The organism is Streptomyces sp. NPDC006733 (assembly GCF_040636125.1).
Taxonomy (GTDB): Bacteria; Actinomycetota; Actinomycetes; order Streptomycetales; family Streptomycetaceae; genus Actinacidiphila.
Genome location: NZ_JBEYJD010000020.1, coordinates 109,627 through 135,606, shown reverse-complemented (window position 1 = coordinate 135,606; position 25,980 = coordinate 109,627). Strand labels below are relative to the sequence as shown.

General features: G+C 73.5%; 21 protein-coding genes and 2 pseudogenes. 10 read left to right on the top strand and 13 right to left on the bottom strand.

What is annotated here, in order from left to right; genetic code table 11:
• Positions 1 to 35: 35 nt before the first annotated feature.
• Positions 36 to 1,154, top strand: a complete 1,119-nt coding sequence (gene zapE / locus ABZ721_RS19610) for a cell division protein ZapE (RefSeq protein WP_358789877.1) — start codon at positions 36 to 38, stop codon at positions 1,152 to 1,154.
• A gap of 19 nt (positions 1,155 to 1,173) precedes the next feature.
• A complete protein-coding gene (locus ABZ721_RS19605; protein WP_358789876.1) occupies positions 1,174 to 2,121 on the top strand; it encodes a PPK2 family polyphosphate kinase in 948 nt (315 codons plus the stop codon).
• Between the two features lie 13 nt (positions 2,122 to 2,134).
• Here the strand turns inward: ABZ721_RS19605 and ABZ721_RS19600 are convergent, their stop codons facing one another.
• From ABZ721_RS19600 to ABZ721_RS19590, 3 genes are all read right to left on the bottom strand, one after another.
• A complete protein-coding gene (locus tag ABZ721_RS19600) occupies positions 2,135 to 2,323 on the bottom strand; it encodes a hypothetical protein (RefSeq protein WP_358789907.1) in 189 nt (62 codons plus the stop codon).
• On the bottom strand, positions 2,320 to 4,080 hold the full coding sequence (gene treZ, locus ABZ721_RS19595; protein ID WP_358789875.1) for a malto-oligosyltrehalose trehalohydrolase: 1,761 nt from the start codon (positions 4,078 to 4,080) through the stop codon (positions 2,320 to 2,322). The genes ABZ721_RS19600 and treZ overlap by 4 nt, the downstream gene beginning before the upstream one ends.
• Before the next feature lie 131 nt (positions 4,081 to 4,211).
• Positions 4,212 to 5,120 (bottom strand): GNAT family N-acetyltransferase, encoded by a 909-nt coding sequence (locus ABZ721_RS19590; RefSeq protein WP_358789874.1) that lies wholly within the window; start codon positions 5,118 to 5,120, stop codon positions 4,212 to 4,214.
• 177 nt (positions 5,121 to 5,297) lie between these two features.
• Here ABZ721_RS19590 and ABZ721_RS19585 point away from each other — a divergent pair, with 177 nt between their 5' ends.
• Positions 5,298 to 5,807, top strand: a complete 510-nt coding sequence (locus ABZ721_RS19585; protein ID WP_358789873.1) for a GNAT family N-acetyltransferase — start codon at positions 5,298 to 5,300, stop codon at positions 5,805 to 5,807.
• Here the strand turns inward: ABZ721_RS19585 and ABZ721_RS19580 are convergent.
• Both ABZ721_RS19580 and ABZ721_RS19575 read right to left on the bottom strand, forming a co-directional pair.
• Complete coding sequence (locus ABZ721_RS19580) at positions 5,750 to 6,913, bottom strand: low temperature requirement protein A (protein WP_358789872.1); 1,164 nt, start codon at positions 6,911 to 6,913, stop codon at positions 5,750 to 5,752. The genes ABZ721_RS19585 and ABZ721_RS19580 overlap by 58 nt on opposite strands.
• Positions 6,914 to 7,017: 104 nt before the next feature.
• Positions 7,018 to 7,152: pseudogene (locus tag ABZ721_RS19575) on the bottom strand (transcriptional regulator); the annotation flags it as partial.
• Between the two features lie 18 nt (positions 7,153 to 7,170).
• Here ABZ721_RS19575 and ABZ721_RS19570 point away from each other — a divergent pair.
• Positions 7,171 to 7,461, top strand: a pseudogene (locus ABZ721_RS19570) (SDR family oxidoreductase); the annotation flags it as partial.
• 106 nt (positions 7,462 to 7,567) lie between these two features.
• Here ABZ721_RS19570 and treY read toward each other — a convergent pair.
• Positions 7,568 to 9,901 (bottom strand): malto-oligosyltrehalose synthase, encoded by a 2,334-nt coding sequence (gene treY, locus ABZ721_RS19565; RefSeq protein ID WP_358789871.1) that lies wholly within the window; start codon positions 9,899 to 9,901, stop codon positions 7,568 to 7,570.
• Positions 9,902 to 9,952: 51 nt separating this feature from the next.
• Positions 9,953 to 12,073, bottom strand: a complete 2,121-nt coding sequence (gene glgX / locus ABZ721_RS19560; RefSeq protein WP_358789870.1) for a glycogen debranching protein GlgX — start codon at positions 12,071 to 12,073, stop codon at positions 9,953 to 9,955.
• A 286-nt stretch (positions 12,074 to 12,359) separates the two neighbouring features.
• Between glgX and ABZ721_RS19555 the strand changes: the two genes are divergently transcribed.
• Together ABZ721_RS19555 and ABZ721_RS19550 are read left to right on the top strand one after the other, a co-directional pair.
• Positions 12,360 to 13,601 carry an SAV2148 family HEPN domain-containing protein gene (locus tag ABZ721_RS19555; RefSeq protein ID WP_358789906.1) on the top strand — a complete coding sequence of 414 codons (1,242 nt, stop codon included), beginning with the start codon at positions 12,360 to 12,362 and terminating at the stop codon, positions 13,599 to 13,601.
• Between the two features lie 117 nt (positions 13,602 to 13,718).
• A complete protein-coding gene (locus ABZ721_RS19550; RefSeq protein ID WP_358789869.1) occupies positions 13,719 to 14,495 on the top strand; it encodes a 3'-5' exonuclease in 777 nt (258 codons plus the stop codon).
• Between the two features lie 115 nt (positions 14,496 to 14,610).
• Here ABZ721_RS19550 and ABZ721_RS19545 read toward each other — a convergent pair whose 3' ends face one another.
• Positions 14,611 to 15,516 (bottom strand): aminoglycoside phosphotransferase family protein, encoded by a 906-nt coding sequence (locus tag ABZ721_RS19545; protein ID WP_358789868.1) that lies wholly within the window; start codon positions 15,514 to 15,516, stop codon positions 14,611 to 14,613.
• Positions 15,517 to 15,747: 231 nt separating this feature from the next.
• Here ABZ721_RS19545 and ABZ721_RS19540 point away from each other — a divergent pair, with 231 nt between their 5' ends.
• From ABZ721_RS19540 to ABZ721_RS19530, 3 genes are read left to right on the top strand one after another with little or no spacing between them, the layout of a single operon-like run.
• On the top strand, positions 15,748 to 16,653 hold the full coding sequence (locus ABZ721_RS19540; RefSeq protein WP_358789867.1) for a sugar ABC transporter permease: 906 nt from the start codon (positions 15,748 to 15,750) through the stop codon (positions 16,651 to 16,653).
• A 17-nt stretch (positions 16,654 to 16,670) separates the two neighbouring features.
• On the top strand, positions 16,671 to 17,504 hold the full coding sequence (locus tag ABZ721_RS19535) for a carbohydrate ABC transporter permease (RefSeq protein ID WP_358789905.1): 834 nt from the start codon (positions 16,671 to 16,673) through the stop codon (positions 17,502 to 17,504).
• Positions 17,504 to 18,820, top strand: a complete 1,317-nt coding sequence (locus ABZ721_RS19530; protein ID WP_358789866.1) for a sugar ABC transporter substrate-binding protein — start codon at positions 17,504 to 17,506, stop codon at positions 18,818 to 18,820. Before ABZ721_RS19535 ends, ABZ721_RS19530 begins: the two co-directional genes overlap by 1 nt.
• Positions 18,821 to 18,825: 5 nt before the next feature.
• On the opposite strand, the gene ABZ721_RS19525 is transcribed toward ABZ721_RS19530, so the two are convergent.
• Complete coding sequence (locus ABZ721_RS19525; protein WP_358789865.1) at positions 18,826 to 20,082, bottom strand: MFS transporter; 1,257 nt, start codon at positions 20,080 to 20,082, stop codon at positions 18,826 to 18,828.
• A 132-nt stretch (positions 20,083 to 20,214) separates the two neighbouring features.
• Here ABZ721_RS19525 and ABZ721_RS19520 point away from each other — a divergent pair, with 132 nt between their 5' ends.
• On the top strand, positions 20,215 to 20,769 hold the full coding sequence (locus tag ABZ721_RS19520; RefSeq protein ID WP_358789864.1) for a CGNR zinc finger domain-containing protein: 555 nt from the start codon (positions 20,215 to 20,217) through the stop codon (positions 20,767 to 20,769).
• Between the two features lie 106 nt (positions 20,770 to 20,875).
• Here the strand turns inward: ABZ721_RS19520 and ABZ721_RS19515 are convergent, their stop codons facing one another.
• The 4 genes from ABZ721_RS19515 to ABZ721_RS19500 form a co-directional block, all read right to left on the bottom strand.
• On the bottom strand, positions 20,876 to 23,122 hold the full coding sequence (locus ABZ721_RS19515) for an MMPL family transporter (RefSeq protein ID WP_358789863.1): 2,247 nt from the start codon (positions 23,120 to 23,122) through the stop codon (positions 20,876 to 20,878).
• A gap of 387 nt (positions 23,123 to 23,509) precedes the next feature.
• Positions 23,510 to 24,259: a sirohydrochlorin chelatase gene (locus ABZ721_RS19510; protein WP_358789862.1), complete on the bottom strand. Its 750-nt coding sequence runs from the start codon at positions 24,257 to 24,259 to the stop codon at positions 23,510 to 23,512.
• Positions 24,259 to 25,176 carry an ABC transporter permease gene (locus tag ABZ721_RS19505; protein WP_358789861.1) on the bottom strand — a complete coding sequence of 306 codons (918 nt, stop codon included), beginning with the start codon at positions 25,174 to 25,176 and terminating at the stop codon, positions 24,259 to 24,261. Before ABZ721_RS19505 ends, ABZ721_RS19510 begins: the two co-directional genes overlap by 1 nt.
• The gene (locus ABZ721_RS19500) at positions 25,163 to 25,975 is read right to left on the bottom strand and encodes an ABC transporter ATP-binding protein (RefSeq protein ID WP_358789860.1); all 813 of its coding nucleotides are present in this window, start codon (positions 25,973 to 25,975) and stop codon (positions 25,163 to 25,165) included. The genes ABZ721_RS19505 and ABZ721_RS19500 overlap by 14 nt, the downstream gene beginning before the upstream one ends.
• Positions 25,976 to 25,980 lie beyond the last annotated feature (5 nt).

Below are 25,980 nucleotides of genomic sequence, written 5' to 3'. Positions count from 1 at the left end.
TGGCGTGGCACCGCGTGCCGGGGGGACTAGGCTGAATGGTTGTGTCAACCCCTGCTTCCGCCCTCGCCCAGACCACCGGTTCCGCCGCCACCGCCGGAGGCCCGGCCACCCTGTGCGGCCGGACGCCCCAGGTGCCCGCGGACCGGCTGGTCGCCGAGATGGTGCCGCCGCCGCGCTTCGACACCGTCCGCTTCGACAACTACCTCCCGGACCCCGATCAGCCCAGCCAGTCGGACGCGGTGAAGGCGCTCAGCGGCTTCGCGGCGACCCTCGGCGGGGCGACGGCGGTCGGCGGCGGCCGCAAGCGCTGGTTCCGCCGCGAGGCCCCGGCCCCCGCCGGGCCCGGCGGGGTCTACCTGGACGGCGGGTACGGCGTCGGCAAGACCCACCTGCTCGCCTCGCTCTGGCACGCGACCCCCGCGCCGCCCGAGCTGAAGGCGTTCGGCACGTTCGTGGAGCTGACCAACCTCGTCGGGGCGCTCGGCTTCCAGCAGGCCGTACAGGCCCTCGGCGGCCACCGGCTGGTCTGCATCGACGAGTTCGAGCTCGACGACCCGGGCGACACGGTGCTGGTCTCCTCCCTGCTCGGCAAGCTCGCCGACGCGGGCGTCAAGCTCGCCGCGACGTCGAACACGCTGCCCGGCAAGCTCGGCGAGGGCCGCTTCGCCGCCTCCGACTTCATGCGGGAGATCCAAGGGCTGTCCTCCCGCTTCCTGCCGCTGCGCATCGACGGCCAGGACTACCGGCACCGCGGGCTGCCCGAGGCGCCGGCCCCCTGGACCGACCGGCAGGTCTCCGAGGCCGCCGACCGCACGCCGGGAGCCTCCCTGGACGACTTCGGCCCACTCCTGGACCACCTGGCGCGGGTCCACCCCAGCCGCTACGGCGCGCTGTGCGACGGCGTCGACGCCGTCTTCCTGCGCGGCGTGCGGCCGGTGACCGACCAGGCCACCGCGCTGCGGCTGGTGGTGCTCGCCGACCGGCTGTACGACCGCGAGGTGCCCGTGGCGGCCTCCGGAACCCCGTTCGACCAGATCTTCAGCGCGGAGATGCTGGCCGGCGGGTACCGCAAGAAGTACTTCCGGGCCATATCCCGCCTCACCGCGCTCGCCCGCGACGCGAAGCGACTTCCCGGAGCTGGCGCCTCCGCCTGATCCGTCGCAAGATCAGGCCATGGCCAAGGACGGGAAGCACGGCAAGAGCGGCAAGGCAGGCAAGCACGGCAAGGACGACAAGCGGGGCAAGGACGCCGGGCGCGACGGTGCCGGGGCCGGCCCCGTCGCGGACCTCCGCTCGCTGCTGCGGGTGGCCCCGGGCGGCGAACCGGTCCGGCTGCGGGCGCACGACTCCTCCGGCACCCCCGGCGGCCCGGCCGGCAAGAAGCAGGCGCTCGCCGAGACCGCGGAGATGGGCGTACGCCTCGCCGAGCTGCAGGAGCGGCTCTTCGCGCAGAGCACGACGGGTGATCCCCGTGCGCTGCTGATCGTGCTGCAGGGCATGGACACCTCCGGCAAGGGCGGCACGGTCAAGCACGTCGTCGGCCACCTCAACCCGTCCGGGCTGCGGTTCCGGGCCTTCAAGGCGCCCACCCACGAGGAGAAGCAGCACCCGTTCCTGTGGCGGATCCGCCGCGCGCTGCCCCGCCCCGGCGAGATCGGCATCTTCGACCGCTCGCACTACGAGGACGTGCTGATCGTCCGCGTCCGCAACCTCGTGCCGCGCGCCACCTGGTCCAAGCGCTACCGGACCATCAACGCCTTCGAGCAGTCGCTGGCCGACGACGGCGTCACCATCGTCAAGGTCTTCCTGCACATCGGGCACGACGAGCAGCGCGACCGGCTGCTGGAGCGGCTCGACAACCCGGAGAAGCACTGGAAGTTCAACGTCGGCGACATCGAGGAGCGGGCCCTGTGGCCCGACTACCAGAAGGCGTACGAGGTCGCGCTGGAGAAGTGCTCCACCGACGCGGCCCCCTGGTACCTGGTCCCCGCCGACCGCAAGTGGTACCGCAACTGGGCGGTCAGCAAGCTGCTGCTGGAGCACCTGGAGCTGATGGACCCGCAGTACCCGAAGGGCGACTTCGACGTCGAGGAGTGCCGGGCGCGGCTGCTGACGAGCTGACCGTGGGCAGACGCTACCCCGAGCAGGCCGTGCGCTGCGCCTCCAGCCACTCGCAGACCGGGCACATCGTCATGCCGGGCCGCTCGGCCGGGTACTCCGTCGGCTTGCCGCACAGCACGCAGTCGGCGCGCGGCCCGTCCGCCACGGCGGGCGGGGCGGGGGCCGGCTCGGGTTCGCCGGGATCGGCGTAGCACTCGCTCACCCCTCCACCGTACTGCGCAGCACCACGGCCGCGCGGCCGGGCAGCCGCAGCACGCGGTCCGGGCCCGGCGGGTCGCCGGGGAGCCAGGCGGCGGCGACCGCGACGGCCGCCGTCCGGTCGGCGAACGGGCCGGACAGCGGGACCTCCGCCGGTTCGTCCGAGAAGTTCACCGCCGTCAGGAAGCGCCCGCGGCGCACGGTGAGGATCCCGCCGGCGATGCCGATGTCGGGCGGCGGGGTCAGCAGCCCGGCCCCGGTCAGCTCCGGCTCGGCCGCGCGCAGCGCGATCAGCTCGCGGTACCAGCCGAGCAGCCGGGCGTGCGGTTCGCGGTCCGGCTCCGTCCAGTCCAGGCAGGAGCGCAGCCGCGTGTCGGGGTCCTGGGGGTCGGGGACGTCCTCCTCGGCCCAGCCGTGCTCCGCGAACTCGCGGCGCCGGCCCCGGGTGATGGCCGCGCCGAGTTCCGCGTCGTCGTGGTCGGTGAAGAACTGCCAGGGCGTGCCCGCACCCCACTCCTCACCCATGAAGAGCATCGGGGTGAAGGGCGAGGTCAGCACGACCGCCGCGGCGAGCGCGAGCCGGTCCGGGGTGAGCCGGTCGCCGGTGGCGCGGTTGCCGATCTGGTCGTGGGTCTGCGAGTAGGCCAGGAAGCGGTGCGCCGGGGTCGCGGCCCGGTCCACCGGGCGGCCGTGGCCCCGGCCGCGGAACGACGAGTAGGTGCCGTCGTGGAAGAAGACGCGGGTCAGGGTCTTGGCGAGCGCGGCCAGCGGCTCGCGCGCGAAGTCGGCGTAGTAGCCCTGGGACTCACCGGTCAGCGCGGTGTGCAGGCAGTGGTGGAGGTCGTCGTTCCACTGCGCGGCGAGGCCCAGGCCGCCCGCCTCGCGGGGGGTGGTGGTGCGGGTGTCGTTCAGGTCGGACTCGGCGATCAGGAACAGCGGGCGGCCGAGCGACTCCGACAGGGCGTCGACCGCCGCCGACAGCTCCTCCAGGAAGTGCCGGGCCCGGGTGTCGACGAGCGCGTGCACGGCGTCCAGCCGCAGCCCGTCCAGGTGGTAGTCGCGCAGCCAGGCCAGCGCGCTGCCGACGAGGAACGCGCGGACCTCGTCCGAGCCCGGGGCGTCGAGGTTGACGGCGTCGCCCCACGGCGTGTGGTGCCGGTCGGTGAAGTACGGGCCGAACAGCGGGAGGTAGTTGCCCGAGGGGCCGAGGTGGTTGTGGACCACGTCCAGGACCACGCCGAGGCCGTGCGCGTGGGCCGCGTCCACGAACCGCTTGAGCCCGTCGGGTCCCCCGTAGGGCTCGTGGACGGCCCACAGCGACACGCCCTCGTAGCCCCAGCCGTGGGTGCCGGGGAACGGGCAGACGGGCATCAGCTCCACATGGGTGATCCCCAGCGCGGCCAGGTGCGGCAGCCGCCCGATCGCGGCGTCGAAGGTGCCCTCGCGGGTGAACGTGCCCACGTGCAGCTCGTACAGCACCGCGCCCGGCAGCGGCCGGCCCTCCCACGGCAGCGCCCAGTCGAAGGCGTCGTGGTCCACGACCGCGCTCGCGCCGTCCGGCCCGTCGGGCTGGCGGCGCGAGCGCGGGTCCGGCAGCGGGGCCCCGCCGTCGAGCCGGTACGCGTACCGGCCGTCGGGGCCGGCCGGCGCGTCGGCGCGCCACCAGCCGGCGCGGTCCGGATCCGGTGCCAGGGGGTGCGTGCGCTCCCCGGTCACTACCTCGACGCGCGCCGCGTTCGGCGCCCACACCTCGAACAGCACTTACGGCTCCTCCGATTGCTCCGCCGGGGACGTCCACCGGTCCGCGGTGATCTCGGCGATCGGCGCGGACCTTCGCACCCTACGTTTTCGCGGGCGGCCGGGCACCAGGGCCCGGCCGCCCGGCGGTCCGGTCAGACGAAGTTGATCCGCTCCTGGGAGACGGGGTAGCCGGCCTTCGTGAAGTTCGCCGCCATCGGGAAGTTGCCCTGGTCGGTGGCGGCCGCGATGCGGTCCGCGCCCTGCTCCACGAGGTCGTGGGTGCACTCGACCAGCAGGTCGTAGGCGTACCCGTGGCCGCGCTGCTCCGGCAGGACGCCGATGAACCCGATGACGAACCCCGCCGGGTTGCGGGCCGGGACCTGGATGCCCACCAGTTCGCCGCCGGGCGTCCAGGCCAGCCGCCACCACTCGCGCGGCGAGGGGAACCAGTGGAAGAGGTCCAGCGTCTCCCGGGCGGCGGCCTCACGGCCGCTCTTGGCGATCTCCTCGAGGTCGTGCGCGTCCAGGGTGCCCTCCTGGACGCGCAGCAGCACGTCCAGGACCGCCGCGTCGTCGGGCTCCGGGCGGTACTCCAGGCGGCCGGTGCGCGCGGGCAGCGGGTCGTCCGGGGTCCAGGTGTAGCGGTAGCGCTCGACGAGCTGCTTGAGGCCGGCTCCGGTCGCCGCGTCGATGCGGGCGCGGGCGGCGGCCAGCACCTCCGGCTGCCCGCGCCAGCCGGGCGGCAGCAGCAGGTCGTACTCGCCGTACAGCGGGGCTTCCCGGAGCAGCCGCACCGCCGCGTCGGCCTCGCCGTCGGCGAAGTCGAACCAGTCGAGCGCCTTCGGCTGCTCGTCGTCGGGCCCGCCCCACCAGGCGGCGCGCGCCACGACGACACCGTCGCGCAGCGCCACCCAGGTCCAGTCGGGGCGGTAGTCGCCGCCGTCGGCGACCATGCGGTACGGCTCGCCGAGGATGGCGCGGCCGACGAGGCCGGGGTCGGCGAGGGAGTGGAAGAGAGGTGCCTCGCCCGCGACGAGCGGACGGATGACCGGATCAGGCATGGGGATCCTTCGGGAGAGTGGTGCGCTCCCGATCAGATGTGGGACGCCCGGACGGCGGGGCGGGAGCGCGGGCAGGTCGTGGTGGACATCGCTCTCGCCTCCTTCCGATGATGATCACGGGCGTGCCCCCACCGTAGCCCGGTCCCGACGGGGCTGTCCAGGGACTACTTTGGCGGGATGATCCAGCGCCAGGCAGTACCCGTCGTCCGGCACGCCACCAGGTCCGACCTGCCCCGCGTCGCGGAACTCGCCATCGCCCACGCCGTCTACGAGCAGGCCGACCCGCCCGCCGCCGGCTTCGCGGAACGGCTCGCCGACGCGCTCTTCGACCGTGCGGAGCCCCGGCTGATCTGCCTCGTGGCGGAGCTGGGGGACGGCTCGCTGGCCGGCTACGCGACCTGCACCCCCGAGTTCGCCACCTGGTCGGGCCACGAGTACCTGCACATGGACTGCCTGTTCCTCGACGGCGACCACCGCGGCCTGGGCCTCGGCCGGCGGCTCATCGACGCGGTCGCGGCCGAGGCGGCGGCGCTGGGCCTGGAGGAGGTGCAGTGGAACACCCCGGTCTGGAACGAGGGCGCCATCCGGTTCTACGACCGGCTCGGCGCCACCTCCCGGGAGAAGCGCCGCTACGCGTGGACGGTGCCGGCCGGCACGGACGCGGCGCGCGCGGTCACCTCCTCGTAGCCGAAGCACAGCGCCAGCACCAGGACGGCGGCCCCGATCTGGGTGAGCGCGCTGATGCCGGTGCCGAGCGGGACGGTGGCGGCGAGCAGGCCCGCGGCGCAGAGCCGGGGGAGGACCGGCCGGAGCCCGAGGGCGTGGCGGTCGGCGGCGTCGGCGGTGAGGAAGAGCGCGATGCCGCCCGCCAGCGCCCAGGCCGGGGCACCGTCGAGGTGGCCGCCCGCGTGCGCGACGGCGGACTTGACGCCCGCGGCGAAGAGCAGGACGCCGAGCAGCAGGCCGTAGTGGCCCAGGTTGTAGATCCGCACGGCGGCGAAGTTGCGCTGGGCGGCGGGCAGGAGCGCGAGGGCGTGCTCGCCCCGCTCGTCGTCCCCGTGCCCGAAGTACGCCCACCACAGCCCGAGGCCGACGCAGAGCATCAGGACGGCGGCGCTGACCCGTCCGGCGGTGAGCGGCGCCTCGCCCACGCCGACGCCGATCGCGATCACGGACTCGCCGAACGCGATGATCATGATGAGGCCGTGCCGCTCGACGAAGTGCCCGCAGCGGATGGTGAACTCGCCCAGGCCGACCAGCCGGGGCGTGGCGAGCAGGAGGGCCAGCGACACCGTCCACAGGCCCAGTTGGGTGCCTCCCTGGAGGTACCCGCCGATGACGACGAGGGTGGCGTTGAGCACGTTCAGCCCGCCCATCCGGGCCACCGAGCTCAGGGGGACGCCTGATGCGGCGAAGGTGCCGCAGTGCACGGCGATGACGAAGAGGTAGGCGAGGCCGAAGACGACGCCCCTCCCGTCGAAGGCGTGCGGGATCGCCAGCGAGATGATCAGGAAGCCGGTCATGCCGGCGAGCATCAGAGCGCGCCGGGCGTGGGTGGTGGGCGGCATCGCGTTGGTGAGCCAGATGAACGCGTCGTACATCCACCAGATCAGCGCGAGCATGATCACGACCCGCAGCAGCCCGCCCCCGTCGAGGTGGTGGGCGAGGCTGCCGGTGAGCTGCGTGATGGTGAAGACGAAGACGAGGTCGAAGAAGAGCTCCAGCGGGCTGACCCGCAGGGTCTCCTCCTCGTCGGCGGAGGCGGCGGCGGAGGGGGTGGCGTCGGTGGTCACGCCGGTGAGTATGGGTGATCGCCGGCGCGCGCGGGAACGGAACGGAGAAGCCCTGGGGCGGACTTCTGAGTTCCGTTTTCCGAGGTGGGACGGGGTGGGGGCGGCTACCGCGAGCGGACGGCCTGCTCGGTGGTCCAACTGGCGCGCAGCGCCGGCCGTTCGGCCGTCGTGGAGCCGGGCGCGCAGGTGTACACGACCAGCGTCTGGTCCGGGTCGCCGGGCAGCGCCAGCGTCTCGTAGCCGAAGTCCAGGTCGCCTACGCCGTCTACGGGACGGCCAAGGCCGCCCTGACCCACCTGTCGGCGACGCTGCGCGCCGAACTCGGGCCGCGCGACGTCCGCGTCGCCAACATCGGGCCCGGGCTGACCGACACCGAGCTGGGGCAGTACATCGACAACCAGGAGCTGGCGGAGCAGCTCGGCGGCATGTACGACGCGATCGGCACCCTGGCGTCGGACGATGTCGCCGACCTGATCGGGTTCGTCGCCAGCCGGCCCGCGCACGTCAACCTGCGCCAGGTGATATGCCTGCCGACCCGGCAGGCATGAGTGGCGGCGGAACGGCGGGACGTCCCGTCTCCGCTGCCCGGCCGGCCCGCGACCCCGCCGGGCAGCCGGCTCCCCGGCGCCGGCCGGGGAGCCCTGGCCGGCGGCCCTACGACGTGAGCAGCGCCACCGGGTTGGTCGCGAACAGCTCCGCGACGGGCACCGTGCCCCGGTGGAGGGCACCGGTCAGCCGGTCGGTCCAGTCGCCCGGCGGCAGGGTCAGCTCGGTGTCGCGCCAGCCGCCGGCCTGCTCCAGGCGGTGCGAGAGGCGGGTGACGGCGGTGATCGACCGGCCGGTCCTGACGAAGGCGACGCAGTGCGCGGCGGCCGGGCCGGCGGCGGCCAGCGGCTCGTAGGCGGCCTCCGCGCCGAACCAGTCGGGGTGCTCGCGGCGCAGCAGCAGCGCGGCGGTCGTCACCTGCTCCTTCGGGCCGTCCCGGCGGTCCGAGGGCTGGTAGGGACGGCGGTTGTCGGGGTCCACCAGCAGCAGCTGGGGGTGCTCGTCGCCCTGGTAGATGTCCGGCACGCCCGGCATCGTCAGCTGCAGCAGCACCGCGCCCAGCCGGTTGACCTGGGACGGGGCCTCGATCGCGCGCGAGATGTCGGCGGTCGCGTAGTAGGCGGGTCCGGTGATCAGCTCGCGCGCGAAGGTGTCGAGCCGCTTCTCGTACGCCGTGTCCTGCTCCGTCCAGCTGGTGCGCAGCCCCGCCTCGCGCTCCGACTTCAGCAGCGTCGCGGCGACCACCTCCTCGGCGCCGTAGCTGCAGAAGACCACCGCGTACTGCCAGGCCAGGTACTCGGCGTGCCGGTCGACGAGCGCGATGCCGGCGCGGGTGAAGTGGGCCCGCAGGCGGTCCGATTCGCGGCGCAGCCAGGACCCCCACAGCTCCGGGTGCTCCGAGATCGCGGCCAGCCGGGCGCGGACGTCGGCGCTGCGCTTGGTGTCGTGGGTGGACAGGACGGTGCCGGTCGCCGGCCAGTCGCGCTGCAGGCGGGCGCAGAAGGCGTGGAACTCCTCGGGGGTGGTGGTGGGGTGGGCCGGGTCGCGGCCAACCTCGTTCAGCGGCAGCAGCGGGTACCAGCGGTAGAAGGCGGTGTCCTCGACGGCCTTGGCGTGCAGCGCCGAGGCGACCTGGGCGAAGCGGACCGCGAAGCCGGCGTCCGCGCCGAGCGCGAGGTCGCGGATCTCCGCCGCTCCCGGCACCGCCGCCTCGCGGGCCGCGGTCTCCAGCAGCTCGACGGCCTCGGCGGGCGCGTCCTGGCCCGGCACGACGTAGGGGCGGTAGACCGGCAGCCGGACCAGCACCTCGCGGATGGCCCGGCGCAGCACGGCCGGGTCCTGGCCGGGCAGCGCGCGGGCGGCGGTGCGGCCGAGCCGGCTCACCTCGGCGGCCAGGTCCTGGGTCACGATCTTGTAGGCGGCGCGCCGCGCGGTGGGTCCCCACTCGCCGCCGCGGTCGGCCTCCTGGCCGGTGAACTCGGTGTAGCCCGCGGTGATCCGCTCCACCCCGGCCGGATCGGCGAACAGCCCGTCGACCCGGTCCAGCGCGTCGTACCCGGTGGTGCCCGCGCAGGCCCAGTCGGCGGGCAGCCGCTCGTCGTGGCCGAGGATCTTCTCCACGACGGTCCACCGGCCGCCGGAGGCGGCGGCGAGGCGGCGCAGGTACCCGGCGGGGTCGGCGAGGCCGTCGGGGTGGTCGATGCGCAGGCCGTCCGCGACGCCGTCCCGCAGCAGCTCCAGCAGCTTGGCGTGGGTGGCGTCGAAGACCTCCGGGTCCTCGACCCGGACCGCGATCAGGTCGGAAATGGTGAAGAAGCGCCGGTAGTTGAGATCGGTCCTGGCCTCCCGCCAGTGGGCCAGCCGGTACCACTGGGCGTCCAGAAGCTCGCGCAGCGGCAGCCCCCGGGTGCCGGCGCGCAGCGGGAAGGCGTGGTCGTAGTAGCGCAGCACCGGCTCGCCGAGCGTTTCGTCGTCCTCGACGGCCAGCCGGTCCAGCACCTCGTCGAGCGGGGCGCCCAGCACCGGCATCAGCAGCCTGCCGTCCAGCGCCGCCCAGTCGATGTCGAACCACCGGGCGTAGGGGGAGTCCGTCCCCTCCCGCAGGACCGACCACAGCGGCCGGCTGAGGTGTTCCGGAACGGGGACCGCCATGTGGTTGGGCACGGTGTCCAGGATCAGGCCGAGGCCGTGCTCCCGGGCGGTCCGGGACAGCGCTCGCAGCCCCTCCTCGCCGCCCAGCTCCCGGCTGACGCGGGTGTGGTCGACCACGTCGTACCCGTGCGTGGAGCCGGGCGTTGCCTGGAGCACCGGGGACAGGTGCAGATGGGAGACGCCGAGCGCGGCGAGGCGGGGCACCGCGGCCTCGGCATCGGCGAACGTGAAGTCCGGTTGCAGCTGCAGCCGGTAGGTGGCGGTGGGCACGGCGGCCGTCGGCGGGGTCATGCAGGAGTGCGTACCCCGCCGCACGGTCCTACGATCACATCGGGCCGCCGATTACGCCGGCCGTTGCAACACCACCATGCTCCGGTCGGTCAGCACCAGCCGGTCGCCCGCCGTGACCTTCTCCCCGCTGCCCGGCTCCACGCCCTCGGGCCGGCCGGTGTCCACGATCAGCTGCCACTCGTTGCCGTGGTCCATCGGGACCACGAACTCCATCTCCTCGGCCTGCGCGTTGACCAGCAGCAGGAAGGAGTCGTCCGTGATCCGCTCGCCGCGCGCCCCCGGCTCGGAGATCGCGCTGCCGTTGAGGAACACCGCCAGCGACTTGGCGTGCGCCGCCTGCCAGTCCCGCTGGGCCATCTCCTCGCCCTCGGGCGTGAACCAGGCGATGTCGGACAGCTCGTCGTGGGTGCCCTCCACCGGGCGGCCGTGGAAGAAGCGCCGGCGGCGGAAGACCGGGTGGTCGCGGCGGAGCCAGACCATGGTGCGGATGAACTCGTGCAGCTGCTGCGCCCCGGTGTCGTCCGCCTCCGGCCACTTCACCCAGGCCAGCTCGTTGTCCTGGCAGTAGGCGTTGTTGTTGCCGCGCTGGGTGCGGCCGAACTCGTCGCCGTGGGAGAGCATGGGCACGCCCTGCGAGAGCATCAGCGTGGCGATGAAGTTGCGCAGCTGGCGGCCGCGCAGGGCCAGGATGTCCGGATCATCGGTCTCGCCCTCCTCGCCGCAGTTCCACGAGCGGTTGTGGCTCTCGCCGTCGCGGTTGTCCTCGCCGTTGGCCTCGTTGTGCTTGTCGTTGTACGAGACCAGGTCGTGGAGGGTGAAGCCGTCGTGGCAGGTGACGAAGTTGATGGAGGCCAGCGGGCGGCGGCCGTCGTCCTGGTAGAGGTCGGAGGAGCCGGTCAGCCGGGAGGCGAACTCCGCCAGCGTGGCGTTCTCGCCCCGCCACAGGTCCCGGACCGTGTCGCGGAACTTGCCGTTCCACTCGGCCCACAGCGGCGGGAAGTTGCCGACCTGGTAGCCGCCCTCCCCGACGTCCCAGGGCTCGGCGATCAGCTTGACCTGGCTGACCACCGGGTCCTGCTGCACCAGGTCGAAGAAGGACGACAGCCGGTCCACCTCGTGGAACTGCCGGGCCAGCGTCGCCGCGAGGTCGAAGCGGAACCCGTCCACGTGCATCTCGGTGACCCAGTAGCGCAGCGAGTCCATGATCATCTGGAGCACGTGCGGGCTGCGCATCAGCAGCGAGTTGCCGGTGCCGGTGGTGTCCATGTAATAGCGCTTGTCGTCGCTGAGCCGGTAGTACGACGCGTTGTCGAGCCCCCGGAAGGACAGCGTCGGCCCCAGGTGGCTGCCCTCGGCGGTGTGGTTGTAGACCACGTCGAGGATCACCTCGATGCCGGCGGCGTGCAGCGCCCGCACCGCCGTCTTGAACTCCAGGACCTGCTGGCCCCGGTCGCCCAGCGAGGAGTAGGTGTTCTGCGGGGCGAAGAAGCCGATGGTGTTGTAGCCCCAGTAGTTGTTCAGCCCGGCGTCCGCCAGCCGGTGGTCCAGCACGAACTGGTGGACCGGCATCAGCTCCAGGGTCGTGACGCCCAGCTCCACCAGGTGGCTGATGACCGCCGGGTGCGCGAGGGCCGCGTACGTGCCGCGGATCTCCTCGGGCAGGTCCGGGTGGAGCATCGTCAGGCCCTTGACGTGGGCCTCGTAGATCACCATGCGGTGGTAGTCGATCCGCGGCGGCCGGTCGTCGGACCAGTCGAAGTACGGGTTCACCACCACGGAGGTCATGGTGTGCGGCGCCGAGTCCTGGTCGTTGCGGATCTCCGGCCGCCCGAACTGGTAGCCGTACACCGCCTCGTCCCAGTCGATCGACCCGCTCACGGCCTTCGCATAGGGGTCCATCAGCAGCTTCGAGGAGTTGCAGCGGTGGCCTGCGGCCGGCTCGTAGGGGCCGTGCACACGGAAGCCGTACCGCTGGCCCGGCATCACGCCCGGCAGGTAGGCGTGCCGCACGAAGGCGTCCGCCTCCCGCAGCTCCACGGCGGTCTCGGAGCCGTCGTCGTGGAGCAGGCACAGTTCGATGCGTTCGGCTACTTCGGAGAAGAGGGCGAAATTGGTGCCCGCGCCGTCGTACGTGGCGCCAAGGGGATATGCCGTACCCGGCCAGACTTGCATGTCGCGACTCTTCCACTCCCGGACCGGACGACGGTAGGCCGTTCGTCCGGTCACATCGTTGTCAACGCTTGCATCTTCGCGTAGATGTGGGCGCAAAAGTGCCATTTGCGCAAGTGGGATCTTCCCCGGGAGGGGTGCGGTATGTCTGCCCGTCCCTCAACCGCCGGAAACCGTAAGGGTGATGACGCGGTGGGGTTGTAGTCAAGTAGGGTCGACAGGGCTGCGGTGCCATCCGGTGGGCAGTAGCCTTCCTTGATCGTGGACGGGGGAGGGAGGCGGTGGCGTGGTGACGTCGGGAGGCCTTGTGCTCCCCAGTGGCGGGGATCAGGGCGACCGGAGCGGCGCCACTGCCGACGGTGCGCCCGGCGCGGTCACTCTCGCGCAGCCGTTGGAGATAGGAGCGGAACTGGACTGGGGCGCCGACGCCTGGGCGGAGGTGCGCACCCGCGCCAGCCGCGCCGGACGGGCGTACGTCTGGCTCAACCTCGTAGAGCAGCGCCTGCGCGCCGTCGTGAACGCCGTGCTGCGCCCGATCTACGAGCCCGTGCACGGCGAGGAGTGGGTGGTCGCCGCCGCGGGCCCGGCGGGCCACGAATGGGTGCAGCGCGCGGCGGCCGTCCGTGAGGTCAGCCGCCGCAAGGGCTTCCTGCTCGACCCCGCCGACGACAACATCCTCAGCTTTCTGACCCTCCCGCAGCTGCGGGAGCTGGTCGTACAGCACTGGCCGTGCTTCGAGCCGTACTTCGACGAGCGCCGCGACCTCGAACTGGCGCTCGACGAGCTGGAGGTGGCCCGGCACGTCGTCTCCCGCAACCGCGCGCTCTCGCGGACCGTCCTCGCGCAGGCCGAGCGGGCCGCCGCCCGGCTGCTGGACATCCTCGGCGCCGGGGCCGGGTACGCCGCGGCCGACCGGCTCCCCGTCGACGTCGTCGAGGAACTGGTCGCCGACCGGTACGCGGACGTCGTCGGCGTCTACTCCGACCGGGTCAGGCTCCAGCGCCAGCTGCCCGCCGAGGACCTCTTCGGCTCCGCGCACCGGCTGGACGCGATAGGCATCGGCCTGAACCTCCTCGTGCAGAACTACTCCGGCCGCCGGCTGATGCGGCTCGCGGAGTCCGGCTGCCGCATCCGGCTGCTCTTCCTCAACCCCGCCAGCAGCGCCGTCCGCCGCCGGGAGCGGGAGCTGGGGCTCGGGCGCGGCGAGCTGAGCCGTTCCGTCGAGATGAACATCATGCACATGCGCCGGGTCAGGGCCCGGCTGCGCGACCCGGCGGCCTTCGAGATCCGGGTCTTCGACGAGACGCCGCGCTTCACCGCGTACCTCGTGGACGGCGACAGCGCCGACGGGCTGGCGGTCGTCCAGTCCTACCTGCGGCACGCCCGCGGGATGGAGGTCCCGGTGATGGTGCTGCGCGGCCCCTCGCGCCATGTCGTCAAGGACGACCGGCGCGGCGACCACGGCGGACTCTTCGACGTCTACCGCGAGGAGTTCGAAGGGGTCTGGGCCGACTCCCGGCCGGTCTCCTGACCTCGGGGCCCGCCCGGCCGCCGGAACGTCGGCCGGGGGCGGACCCGCGGGACCCGCTGTCAGTGGTGCACGAGAGGATGGCAGCGCACACGGGGGACCAGTGGGAGGTAGGCGCGCATGGCATGGCATCGGGAGCTTCTGGTCGGCTTCGACCTGGAGACGACGGGGACGGATCCGCACGAGGCGCGGATCGTCACGGCCGCCGTCACCGAGGTCAAGGGCGGTGAGCCGATACGGCACCGGGAGTGGCTCGTCGACCCCGGCGTCGCCATCCCCGAGGGCGCGACCGCGATCCACGGCATCACCACCGAGCGGGCCGTGGCCGAGGGCCGCCCCGCCCGTGAGGCCGTCGCCGAGATAGCCGGCGCGCTGCGCGGGTACTGGGCGGACGGCGTCCCGGTCGTCGTCTACAACGCCCCCTTCGACCTGAGCCTGCTCGCCGCCGAGTTGCGCCGCCACGGGCTGCCGGGCCTCGGCGGCGCCCCCGGCCCCGCCGTCGGCCCGGTCCTGGACCCGCTGGTCATGGACCGGGCGCTGGACAAGTACCGCAAGGGCAAGCGCAATCTGGAGGCCGCCTGCGCGGTGTACGGGGTGGTGCTGGACGACGCGCACGAGGCGGGCGCCGACGCGCTCGCCGCCGTCCGGGTCGCCCGCGCGCTCGGGGAGCGGTACCCGCAGGCCGGCGAGGCCGACCTGTGGGACCTGCACCGCTCCCAGGTCCGCTGGTACACCGACTGGGCCACCGGCTACCAGAAGTGGCTGCGCCGCGACCGCGACCCCGAGGCCGTCGTCGACGCGTCCTGGCCGCTGCGGCTGGACGTCCTGCTGCCGCAGCAGCGCACCGGCTCCGCCGCCGAGGTGCTGGACGAACCGGACGTTCCGGGCGGCCACTGACGCGCGTGGCCCGCGGCGGGCCGACCCGTCCGTGGGAGCCGACCCCTCCGGGGGCCGCGCACGGGCCGGGGCGCCGGCGGCCGTCGGTGACGGCGGGTCTGCCGGTGCCCGTGGGTCAGAACGGGTACCAGCGGACGGTGGGGTCCTCGTCGCGCAGCGAGGCGACGCGGCGGCGGAACTCGGCGAGGGCCGCCGGGTTGGCGGGGGCGTGCTGGGCGACCCAGGCACAGCTCGCGGTCTCCCGCGCGCCGCGCAGTACCGTGCAGCCGTCCCACTCGCGGACGTCCCAGCCGTAGGCCGCCGTGAAGGCGTCGTAGGCGGCCGGGTCCAGGCCGTAGCGGTCCCGGCTGAGCGCCATCACCACCAGGTCGTGCTCGCGCAGGTCGGTGGAGAAGGTCTCCAGGTCCACCAGGACCGGTCCCTCGGGGCCGACCTGGACGTTGCGCGGCAGCGCGTCGCCGTGGATCGGGCCGCGCGGCAGCCGGGGCGCCAGCGCTGCGGCGGCCGCCGCGAACCCGTCCCGCCGGCCGCGCAGGTACGCGGCGTCCGCCGGGTCGATCGCGTCGCCCGCCAGGCGCAGCCAGCGCTCCACCCCGCCCAGCAGCTCGCGCGGCGGCAGCGCGGGCGCGGCGGGGCCTGACGGCTCCGGCAGCGCGTGCACCAGTCGCAGCAGCCCGGCGAGGTCGGCGGGCCCGGCGGGGCGCACCGGCTCGGGCAGCCGCGCCCAGTACGTGACGGGGTGCCCGTCGACCAGCCGCGCCCGGGGCGTGGCGGCCCGCACCGCGGGCACACCGTGCTCCGCCAGCCAGCCGGCGATCCGCACCTCGCGCTCGGCGCGCTCCAGCAGTTCGGCGTCGCGGCCGATCTTGACGACGAGCCCGTCGCCCACCGCGAACACCGCGTTCTCGCCCAGCGCCAGCAGCCGGGCCCCGGCCGCGTCCGGTGCCGTGCCGGGGACCGAAGCCGCCGCCAGCACGGCCCGTGCCCGTTCCTCCGTGAACGCCGTGCCCGATTGCCCCACGACCGCACCCTCCGCCGTCCCCGTCCGAATGATCAGCGACAGTCTCGCACCTGGCCGCGACCCGCGCCGGGGGCCGCCCCGGGGTCGCCCCCGCCGCCGCCCGGCGCGGACCCGACGCGCCGTCACCTGGTCTTGACGGACCGCCCGGCGGTCCGGACCATGGCGGGGGCCGACGGGGCCCGCGCCGGCCGGGCGGACCGTCCGACGAGCCGTGCAAAGGAGCCGCCTGCCGTGACCACGGCCACCGCGCCATCCAGGACCCGCCCCCGGCGACCCGACCGCGGTGTGTGGTTCCTCGTCCTGCCGGCCCTGATCCCGATCCTGCTGCTGAGCGTCGGACCGCTGCTGTACGGCATCGGGCTCTCGTTCACCGACTCCCAGTCCGGCCGGACGCAGCCGACCCGGTGGACCGGGCTGCAGAACTTCTCCGACCTGCTGCACGACACCCTCTTCTGGGACTCGTTCCGGATCGGCCTGGTGTGGGCGGTCGGGGTGACCGTGCCCCAGTTCCTGCTCGCGCTCGGCCTCGCGCTGCTGCTCAACCAGCCGCTGCGGATGCGCTGGCTCGCCCGCGCGCTGGCCATCGTCCCCTGGGCGATGCCCGAGGTCGTCGTCGGCATCATGTGGCGGCTGGTCTACCACCCGGACGCCGGCGTGCTCAACGAGACGCTGCGCCGGCTCCACCTGGGCGACGGCACCGACTGGCTGGCCGGGCTGTCGACGGCGCTGCCCGCCGTGATCGTCGTCGGCGTCTGGGCCGGGATGCCGACCACCACCGTCGCGCTCCTCGCCGGGCTGCAGAACGTGCCGCGCGAGCTGCACGAGGCCGCCGCGGTGGACGGCGCCGGCGCCTGGCGCAGGTTCCGCACGGTGACCTGGCCTGCGCTGCGGCCGGTGGCGCTCGCCATGACGGCGCTCAACTTCATCTGGAGCTTCAACTCGTTCGCGCTGGTCTACGTGCTCACCAGCGGCGGCCCCGGCGGCCGCACCCGGCTGCCGATGCTCTTCGCCTACGAAGAGGCCTTCCGCTACGGGCAGTTCGGCTACGCGGCGGCCATGGGCTGCGTGATGGTCGCGGTGATCTCGGTACTCCTGGCCGTGTACCTGGCGGGACGGCTCAAGGGGGACGACCAGTGACCACCGCCCGCGACCGGCTGATCAGGCGCCGGGCCGGCCGCACCGGCCAGTACCTCGCGCTGCTGGGCTACCTGGTCTTCCTCGGGTTCCCGCTGCTGTGGCTGGTCTCCACGGCCTTCAAGCCGCCGCGCGAGCTGGCCAGCCTGCACCCCACCTGGTGGCCGCGGAACCCCACCCTCGACAACTTCCGGCAGGCCTTCGACGAGCAGCCGCTGCTGCACGCCGCCCTGAACAGCCTGCTGGTGGCGGTCGCCTCCGCCGCCGTCGCGGTGCTCCTGGCGACGCCGATGGCGTACGTGATGGCCCGGCACCGCTCCTGGCTGAGCCGGACCGCCACCGGCTGGGTCGTGGTCAGCCAGGCCTTCCCGTTCGTGCTGGTCATCATCCCGCTCTTCCTGATCCTCAAGCGGATGCACCTGATCAACGCGCTGCCGGGCCTGGTGATGGTCTACGTCGTCTGGACGCTGCCGTTCGCGCTGTGGATGCTGACGGGGTACGTCCGGGCCGTGCCGCGCGAGCTGGAGGAGGCCGCCGCGGTCGATGGCGCGGGCCGGCTGCGCACCCTCGTGTCGATCACCGCGCCGCTGCTCGCCCCCGGCATCGTCGCCACCGGCCTGTTCGCCTTCATCACCGCGTGGAACGAGTTCTTCTTCGCGCTGGTGCTGCTGAAAACCCCGGAGAAGCAGACCATGCCGATCATCCTCACCCACTTCATCGGCGCCGAGGGCGTCGCGGACCTCGGGCCGCTCGCCGCCGCCGCGCTCCTCGCGACCCTCCCCAGCCTGCTGCTCTTCGCCCTGATCCAGCGGCGGATCGCCGGCGGCATGGTGGCCGGGGCGGTGAAGGGCTGATGCGCCGGCCCGCCCGGAGCCGGTTCCGGCTCGTCCGCCGCGCGGCCGCTATCGGCGCCGCGCTCGCCCTGCTGGCGGCCGGCTGCGCGGGCGGCGGCGACGGCTCCGACGACGGGCGGATCACGCTCCGCTTCCAGAGCCTGGCCTGGCAGCAGGACTCCGTCGCCGCCAACAAGGAGCTGGTGGCCGAGTGGAACCGCACCCACCCGGACGTCAGGGTCGAGTACGTGCAGGGGAGCTGGGACAGCGTCCACGACCAGTTGCTGACCTCCTTCGAGGGCGGTGAGGCGCCGGACATCATCCACGACGCCTCCGACGACCTCGCGGACTTCGCGTACGGCGGCGACCTCGCCGACCTGGGCGGCCTGCTCCCGCCGTCGCTGCGCGACGCGATCCCGGCGGCCTCCTGGCAGACGGCGACCTTCGGCGGGCGCGTGTACGCGGTGCCGTTCCTCCAGGAACCGCGCATGATCATCGCCAACCGCGCGCTGCTGGCGAAGTCCGGCGTCCGCGTCCCGACCGCCGACACCCCCTGGACGTGGGACGAGTTCCGGCAGTCCGCCAAGACGCTGACCGCCGGCGGCACCTACGGGGTCGCCTGGCCGCTCAAGGAGCCGGTCAGCTCGACCCTCAACCTCTCGCTGTCCACCGGCGGGCAGATCTTCACGCGCGGCGCCGACGACAAGGTCACCGTCCGCTTCGACGCCGCCGACCAGGTCGTGCCGCGCGTCATCCACGACCTGGTCAACACCGACCACAGCGCGTCGCGCACCACGCTGGGCATGGGCGGCTCGGACACCCTCCCCGGCTTCTTCGCCGGCAAGTACGCGATGGTCCCGCTCGGCTTCTCCTACCGCCAGCAGATCCAGCAGCAGGCCCCGAAGGGCTTCGACTGGATCGTGCTGCCCGCCCCCGCCGGGCCCGGCGGCAACCGCGCGCAGGGCGTCAGCCCGCAGACGCTGTCGGTCTCCGAGGACTGCGCGCACAAGAAGGAGGCCGTCGCGTTCATCGACTTCCTGCTGCGCACCGACAACGTGGTCCGGCTCGCCAAGGGCGACTGGATGCTGCCCACCGCCACGGCCGCCCTGCGCGACCCGGCGCTGCGCACCGAGCGGAACGGCTGGTCCACCGGGACCGCGCTGGCGCCCTACCTCCGCTCGGCGCCGGCCCAGTCCGTGCGCGGCTACGCCGAGTGGAAGGACAAGGTCGCCACGCCCGCGTTCCAGGAGTACTACAGCGGCGCCATCGGCCTCGACGAGCTGCGCCACCGGCTGGTCTCCGACGGCAACCGCGTACTGGCCCGCTACCAGCGGTAGCCCGCTCAGACGGCCTTGCCGAGTTCGGCCGCCGTGACGACGCGCAGGAACGGCGGGACGGTGGCCGCGACGGCGGCGGCGAAGACGAGGAAGGCGACCCGTATCCCGAACGCCTCGGCGAGGACGCCGATGAGCCCGGCGCCCAGCGGCATGGCGCCCCAGCTCAGCAGGCGGGCCGCGCTGCTGAAGCGGCCCATGACGGCGTCCGGCACGAGGTTCTGCGCGACGAGCCGGGCGTTGACCGACCACAGGGTGCCGCCCATGCCGCCGAGGAAGGCGGCCGTCGCGACCGCCCACAGGCTGGTGGTGAGGACCGGGACGGCCATCATCGCCAGCGTGCTGACGAGGTCGGCGAACATCGCCCAGCGGTGGCCGAGCAGCCGGTTGACCCGGCCGACGGTGACCGCCCCGACCAGGCCGCCGATCCCGAGCGCGCTGAGCACGACGCCGTACTCGCGGGGGGAGAGCCCCATCAGCTCCTTCGCGATGAGCGGCATCAGGGCCAGCCAGCCGCCCCAACTCGCGCACAGCACCGTCAGGATGAGCGCCATGGTGCGCAGCAGCCGGTGCCGCCACAGGTAGCGCAGCCCTTCGGTGAACTGCCCGGCCCCCGCCGGCGCGCTCCGCGCCGCGTCCCGGCGCGCGCGGAAGCGGCCCGTGAGCAGCAGCAGGACCAGGGCGGCGGCGAGATACGCGACCCAGGTGGTGCCGAGGGCGACGCCGGCGCCCACGGCCAGCAGCAGCCCGCCGACGAAGGGGCCGCAGAACTCGTTGGCGGCGGTCTCGACGCCGGTGATCCAGGCGTTCGCGCGCTCCCGACCGGCCCGCGGCACGATCGCGGGGACGAGCGCCGACTCCGAGGTCAGCGCGATCACCTCGGCCACGCCGAGCACCGTCCCCGCGGTGGCCAGCGCCGGGAGCGTGACGTCCCCGGTGGCCACGATCCGCAGCAGGCCGCCGACCGCGAGCAGCCGGATCCCGTTGGCCAGCCAGAGCAGCCGGCGCCGGTCGGCGCGGTCGACGAGCACGCCGACCGGGAGGGAGACGAGCAGCCACGGGAGGGTGAGCGTGAGCGCGACCAGGGAGACGGCGCCGGGGGAGCTCGTGACGCGGGTGGCCAGCACCGGCAGCGCGATCTTGGTGATCCCGTCCGCGAGGTTGGTGATCGCGGTGAACGCCAGCAGCACGACGGTGTTGCGGGTCCCGCGCGGATCGGCGGTCCGCACCGGCGTCCCCGCCGCGGGCAGCGCCTGGGTGCTCATGGAAGGTCCCCTAACCGTCCAACGCTTTGACTGGTTGGCCGCACCGCCGAGCATTCCATCGGCCGTCGAACCGGTCAAGCGGTTAGCCGGTTATCCCGCGGTAGACTGGTGCGTGCTCCCAGGAGGTGGCCCGTGATCGAAGCACCGCCCTCGGCCCGGCTGGTCGAGGCGTTCGCCAACACCGTCGACGTCGAGCTCGGCACCGACGACCTGGACGCGCCCGGCCGGCTCGCCGGCTGGCTGGCGGAGCGGGGGCTGCTGGAGGCCGGCACCCCGGTCTCCGCCGCCGACCACGACCTCTGCCTGCGGCTGCGCGCCGGCATCCGCGAGGAGTTGGGGGTCCACGCGGGCGACGCCCCGGACCCGGGCCTGACCGCCGCCGCGGACGAGGCGCTGCGCGAACTCCCGCTGCTGGCCACCGTCGGGCGGGGTGCGTCCGCCGCCCTGGTCCCGGCGCCGGAACTGCCGCCCGTCCGCGGGGCGCTGGCGCTGGTCGCCGTCGCCTGGACGGAACTGGTCGTCACGGGCGACGCCGCCCGCCTCAAGCGCTGCGCCGAGCACGGCTGCGCCTGGGTCTTCTGGGACGTCTCCAAGAACCGCAGCCGCCGCTGGTGCTCGATGCGCGTCTGCGGCAACCGCACCAAGGCGCGCCGGTACGCGGCCCGACACGCGGCCACCGCCGGCTGAGGAGCCGGCGGTGGCGGGGGGCGATGGTCGCGGGGGAGCCGCGATGGACAGGGGCCGGCCCGGTCTCCCCCGTGAGAGACCGGGCCGGCGGCGGGTGGGGGGAGGGTCAGACGCGGGCCGTGTCGTACTCCTCGTGGGGGCGGGCGGCCGCCGGGGCCGGCGGGGCCAGGACGGCCTCGTCGTGCGTCATGTCCGGGAGCCAGCCGAGCCACTTGGGCAGGTACCAGTTGCGCTCGCCGAGCAGGGCCATGACGGCGGGGAGCAGGACCCCGCGGATGACGGTCGCGTCGATGAGGACGGCCACCGCCAGGCCGACGCCCATCTGCTTCATGCTCTGCATGGAGAGCGTTCCGAAGATGGCGAACACCGCGACCATGATGACCGCCGCGCTGGTGACGACACCCGCCGTGGTGGTGATGCCGTGCTGGATGGCGTTCTGGGTGCTGAGGCCGCGCATCTTGGCCTCACGGATCCGGGAGACCACGAACACGTGGTAGTCCATGCTCAGCCCGAAGAGGATCACGAAGAGGAAGAGCGGCAGCCAGGCGACGACCGCGCCGGTCCCGTGGGCCCCCACCAGCCCCGCGCCCCAGCCGTGCTGGAAGACGGCGGCCAGGACACCGTAGGCCGCGCCCACCGACAGCAGGTTCAGGACGATGGAGGTGGCGGCGATGGTCAGGGAGCGGAAGGACAGCAGCATCAGGATGAAGGCGAAGACGATCACGAAGGCGAAGACCGGCGGGACGCTGCTGGTGATCTTGTTGGTGAAGTCCATCGAGCCGGCCGTCTGACCGGTGATGGGCGCCTCCAGCCCCGCCACCTTGCCGAGCGTGTCGGGCCGTACCTCGTCGCGCAGTTGGACCAGCCCGGCCTCGGCCTTCGCCTTGTCCGTGCCGCCCGCCAGCGGGACGTCGATCTCCGCGACGTTCTCCTTGGCGTGCACGACCACGGTCACCGGGCCCTTGCTGGCGCCCTTCGCGACGGCCTCGGCGCGGAAGGCCTCGATCGCCTGCCGGACCGGTGCGGAGTTGATGTCGTCGGCCTTGACGACCACGTGGGCCGGGTCGGGGCCGCCGGGGAACGCCTCGTTGATGCGGTCGTAGGTCTGGATGATGGGCAGCCCGCTGCCGAGCTCCTGATTCATCGTCAGGTTGGCGGTGTGCAGGCCGAGCGCCGGGGCGGCGACGAGGAGCAGGGCGCCGCCCGCGATGACGGTGGCGGTCTTCGGGTTGCGCAGCACCGGGGTGAGGACGGCGGTCCAGAAGCGGCTGCCGTCGCCGGCCGCCGTGCGCCGGGGGGAGTTCTTCCGGGCGCGGTTGAGGAACGGGATGCGGCCCTTCTCGACGCGGTGGCCGAGCAGCGAGAGCAGCGCGGGCAGGACGGTCACGGAGCCGAACATGGCGACCGCGACGACCATCATGGTGGCCACGCCCATGGCCTTGAAGTCCGCGATCCCGGTGAAGAGCATGCCGGCCATCGCGACGATCACGGTGATGCCGGAGATCAGGATGGCGCGGCCGGACGTCGCCGAGGCGATCTTGATGGCGGTCTGCGCGTCGTGCCCGGCGGCCCGCTCCTCGCGCTCGCGGCGCAGGTAGAACAGGCAGTAGTCGACGCCGACGGCCAGACCGACCAGCAGCATCACGGAGTTGGCGGTGTCGCTCATCGGCACCAGGTGGCTGACGACGGCGACCAGGCCGGTGGTGGCCACGAACGCGGTCACCGCGAGCAGGACCGGCAGCAGGGCGGCGACCAGGGCGCCGAAGGCGATCAGCAGGATGCCCAGCGCGACCGGGACCGCGGAGAACTCTGCGGTCTTGAAGTCGTCGCCGAACGCGTCGCCGAGCACCTTCTCGGAGCTGGCCTCGCCGAACTCGTCGATGCGCAGGTCCTGGTGCTTGGCCTGGGTCGCGGCCACGGCGTCGGTGACCTTGGTGACGCGGTCCTTGGCGGTCTTCTTGTCGCCGGTCATGTCGAAGCGGACCAGCGCGGACTTCTGGTCCGCGGAGATCGCCTTGGTGTCGTAGGGCGACGTGACGTTCGCGGTCTGGCCGGTGCCCTTGACCGCGGTGATCACCTCGTCGACGGCGGTGCGGACCGCGGGATCCTGCACCGTGCCGCCGGCCGTGACCTGTATGAGCACCATCTCGCCGGCGGCGCCCTTGATGCCCGCGTCGTCGATGATCCCCGCCGCCTGGCTGACCTCGCCCGGCAGGCCCTCCTCCTGGCTGGCGTCCACCCGCCCGGCCATCTGGCCGATGGCGAGGGCGAGCACCACGAAGACCAGCCAGCCGATCACAGCGGTCCAGCGGTGCCGAGCGCTCCAGCCGCCCATTGCCGCAGCGATTCCCATTTTGCTGCCGTGTGCGCGTCCGCGACTCACGGTTCCCCCTTGTCATGGCAGCGGCACCGCACCGCTTGCTTCATCCATGACGCTAGGGGCTGGAAGGCGGTCTCCCCATCAGGCTTCCAGGTGACTTGGTGGTGGGGGTTCTCCCCCATGCAGGTGAGGCTACCCCCACCCCGGAAAGACGCCGGTCCCTTACACGTATAAAGATCGCCTAAGGAAACCAATCGCACAGTGATGGGATGAATAAGCCAAGCCACGCCTACAGAAGGGGAGTTTGCGAGGTATTTCTCCCTATCCGTCCCGTCAGGGGTCGTACCTTTCCGGTGCTCAGGAGGCCGCCCTCCCGCCAGGGATCACGCCCCGCATCCCTGAGGCCCGCCCCCTGCCGCGTCAGGCCGAGAGCAGCGCCCGGCGGGGGAGCAGGGCTCCGGCGTAGCGCTCCAGCAGCAGTTCGACGAGTTCCGGGGCCGCGCCCAGCACGGGGGCCAGGGCGTCGGCGCCGGCCTCGCGGGCGCCGACGACGATGCGGTCGGGAAGGCGCCCGGGCGCGATGACGTACGGGGCGACGGCGATCCGGCGCACACCCTCGGCCCGGAGCTGCCGGACCGCGTCCTCGGTGCGGGGAAGGGATGCGGAGGCGAACGCAGGCCGCACGGCGCACCAACCGGTGTGCCGCCACTCCCGCGCGATTTCAGCGATCACTGCGATCGCCTCCGGGTCGGTGGAGCCCGCCGAGGCCAGTACGACCCCGGTCGAGCGGTCGCCGGGGGTGATCCCGGCCTCGGCCAGCCGCCGTTCCAGGGCGGCGGTCAGCAGGGGCGAGGGGCCGAGGACGTCGGCCACCGCGACCCGCAGCCGGGGGTGCGCGGCGGTCGACTCGCGCAGCACGGCGGGGATGTCGGCCTTCGCGTGGAAGGCCCGGGTGAGCAGCAGCGGCAGCGCGACGACGTCGCGGACCCCCTCCGCCGCGAGGCGGTCGAGCACCTGCGCCACGGTCGGCGCGCAGAAGTCCAGGAAGCCGGTGACGACCCGGAGCCCCGGCCGGGCGGCCCGTACCCGCTCGGTCAGCGCGTGGACGGTCGCGGCATGGCGCGGGTCGCGACTGCCGTGGGCGATGACGAGAAGCACGGGCCTGTCCATCACTGGCTCCTGGACACCAGGCCGCGGCTGCGCAGCACGCGCCGTTCCAGCGGGCTGAAGATCAGCAGGTCGATGGCGATGCCGACGACGAGGATGAGGATGATGCCGAGGAAGATGCCCGGCATGTCGGACCCCTCGCGCATGTTCTCCAGGTAGCGCCCCAGCCCGGTGCCGAGGTCGGGGGAGGAGGCGATGAGCTCGGCGGCCATCAGGGAGCGCCAGGAGAAGGCCCAGCCCTGCTTGAGCCCGGCCAGGTAGCCGGGCAGCGCGGCCGGCAGCAGGATGTGCCGGGCGCCGCTGATCCCGGAGGCGCCGAGCGTGCGGCCGGCGCGCAGGTAGAGCGGCGGCACCTGGTCGATGCCGGAGATCAGGCCGTTGGCGATGGAGGGCACGGCGCCGAGCAGGATGACCGCGTACATCGCGGAGTCGGTGATGCCGAGCCAGATGACCGCGGCGGGCACCCAGGCCACCGACGGCAGCGACTGCAGGCCCGACAGGATCGGCCCGATGGCGGCGCGCACGAACGGGACGCGGGCCACCACGAGCCCGATCGGGGTGCCGAGGGCGACCGCGGCCAGGAAGCCCAGCAGCCCGCGCTCGACGCTGGTCCAGATGATCCCGAAGAGGTCGCCCTCGTTCCACAGCGTCATGAAGCTGTCGGCGACCGCCCGCGGGGCGGGCAGCTTGGTCTCCGGGGCGAACCCGGCGAGCACGGCGAGCTGCCACACCGCGAGGACCAGGGCCACCGCCGAGACCGGCGGCAGCACCTTCTTGACCAGGACCTGGGTGAACGGGGTGCTCCGGACCTGGACGGCGTCCAGGGCGTCGAGCCCGGCCTCCAGGCCCGCGAGGTCCTGCGCCGGTGCGTCGCCGTCCTTGGCCGCCCGGTCGCCGGGAACGGTGTCAGTGCTGGCCATGTCGGCGGATCTCCCCACGCAGTTCTTCGGTGATCTCGATGGACAGCTCGGCGACGGCGGCGTCCTCGATGCGGCGCGGCTGCGGGATGTCGACGGTCCACTCGCGGGCGACCCGGCCCGGCCGGGACGTCAGCAGCACCACGCGCTCCGCGAGCCGGACGGCCTCGCGGACGTTGTGGGTCACGAACAGCACGGAGACGCCCGTCTCGGCCCAGATGCGGGTCAGCTCGCCGTGCAGCACGTCCCGGGTGATGGCGTCCAGCGCCGCGAACGGCTCGTCCATCAGCAGCACGTTGGAGTCCTGCGCCAGGGCGCGGGCGAGCGCGACGCGCTGCCGCATGCCGCCGGACAGCTCGTGGACGCGCTTGCCGTAGGAGCCGTCGAGGCGCACCAGGCTGAGCAGCCGCTCGGCCTCGGCACGGCGCTCGGCGCGCGGCACCCCGCGCAGCCGCAGCGCCAGCTCGATGTTCTTGCCCGCGGTGAGCCACGGGAAGAGGGCGTGCTCCTGGAACATCAGGGCCGGCCGGCCGCCGCCGGGCACCGTGATGGTGCCCGCGGTCGGCTGGTCGAGGCCCGCGACCAGGTTGAGCAGGGTCGACTTGCCGCAGCCGGAGGCGCCGAGGAGGCAGACGAACTCACCGGGGCGGACGTCGAGCGTGATGTCGTCGAGCACGGCCTGGGCGGTGGAGCCCGGACGGCCGAAGACCTTGTGGACGTGGTCGATCCGAACGGCGGGCGTGCCGTCTTCGACGGCGGTGTCCGCGCTGTGCTGCTCGGTGGTCGAGACTGCCGTGGCCATCCGGT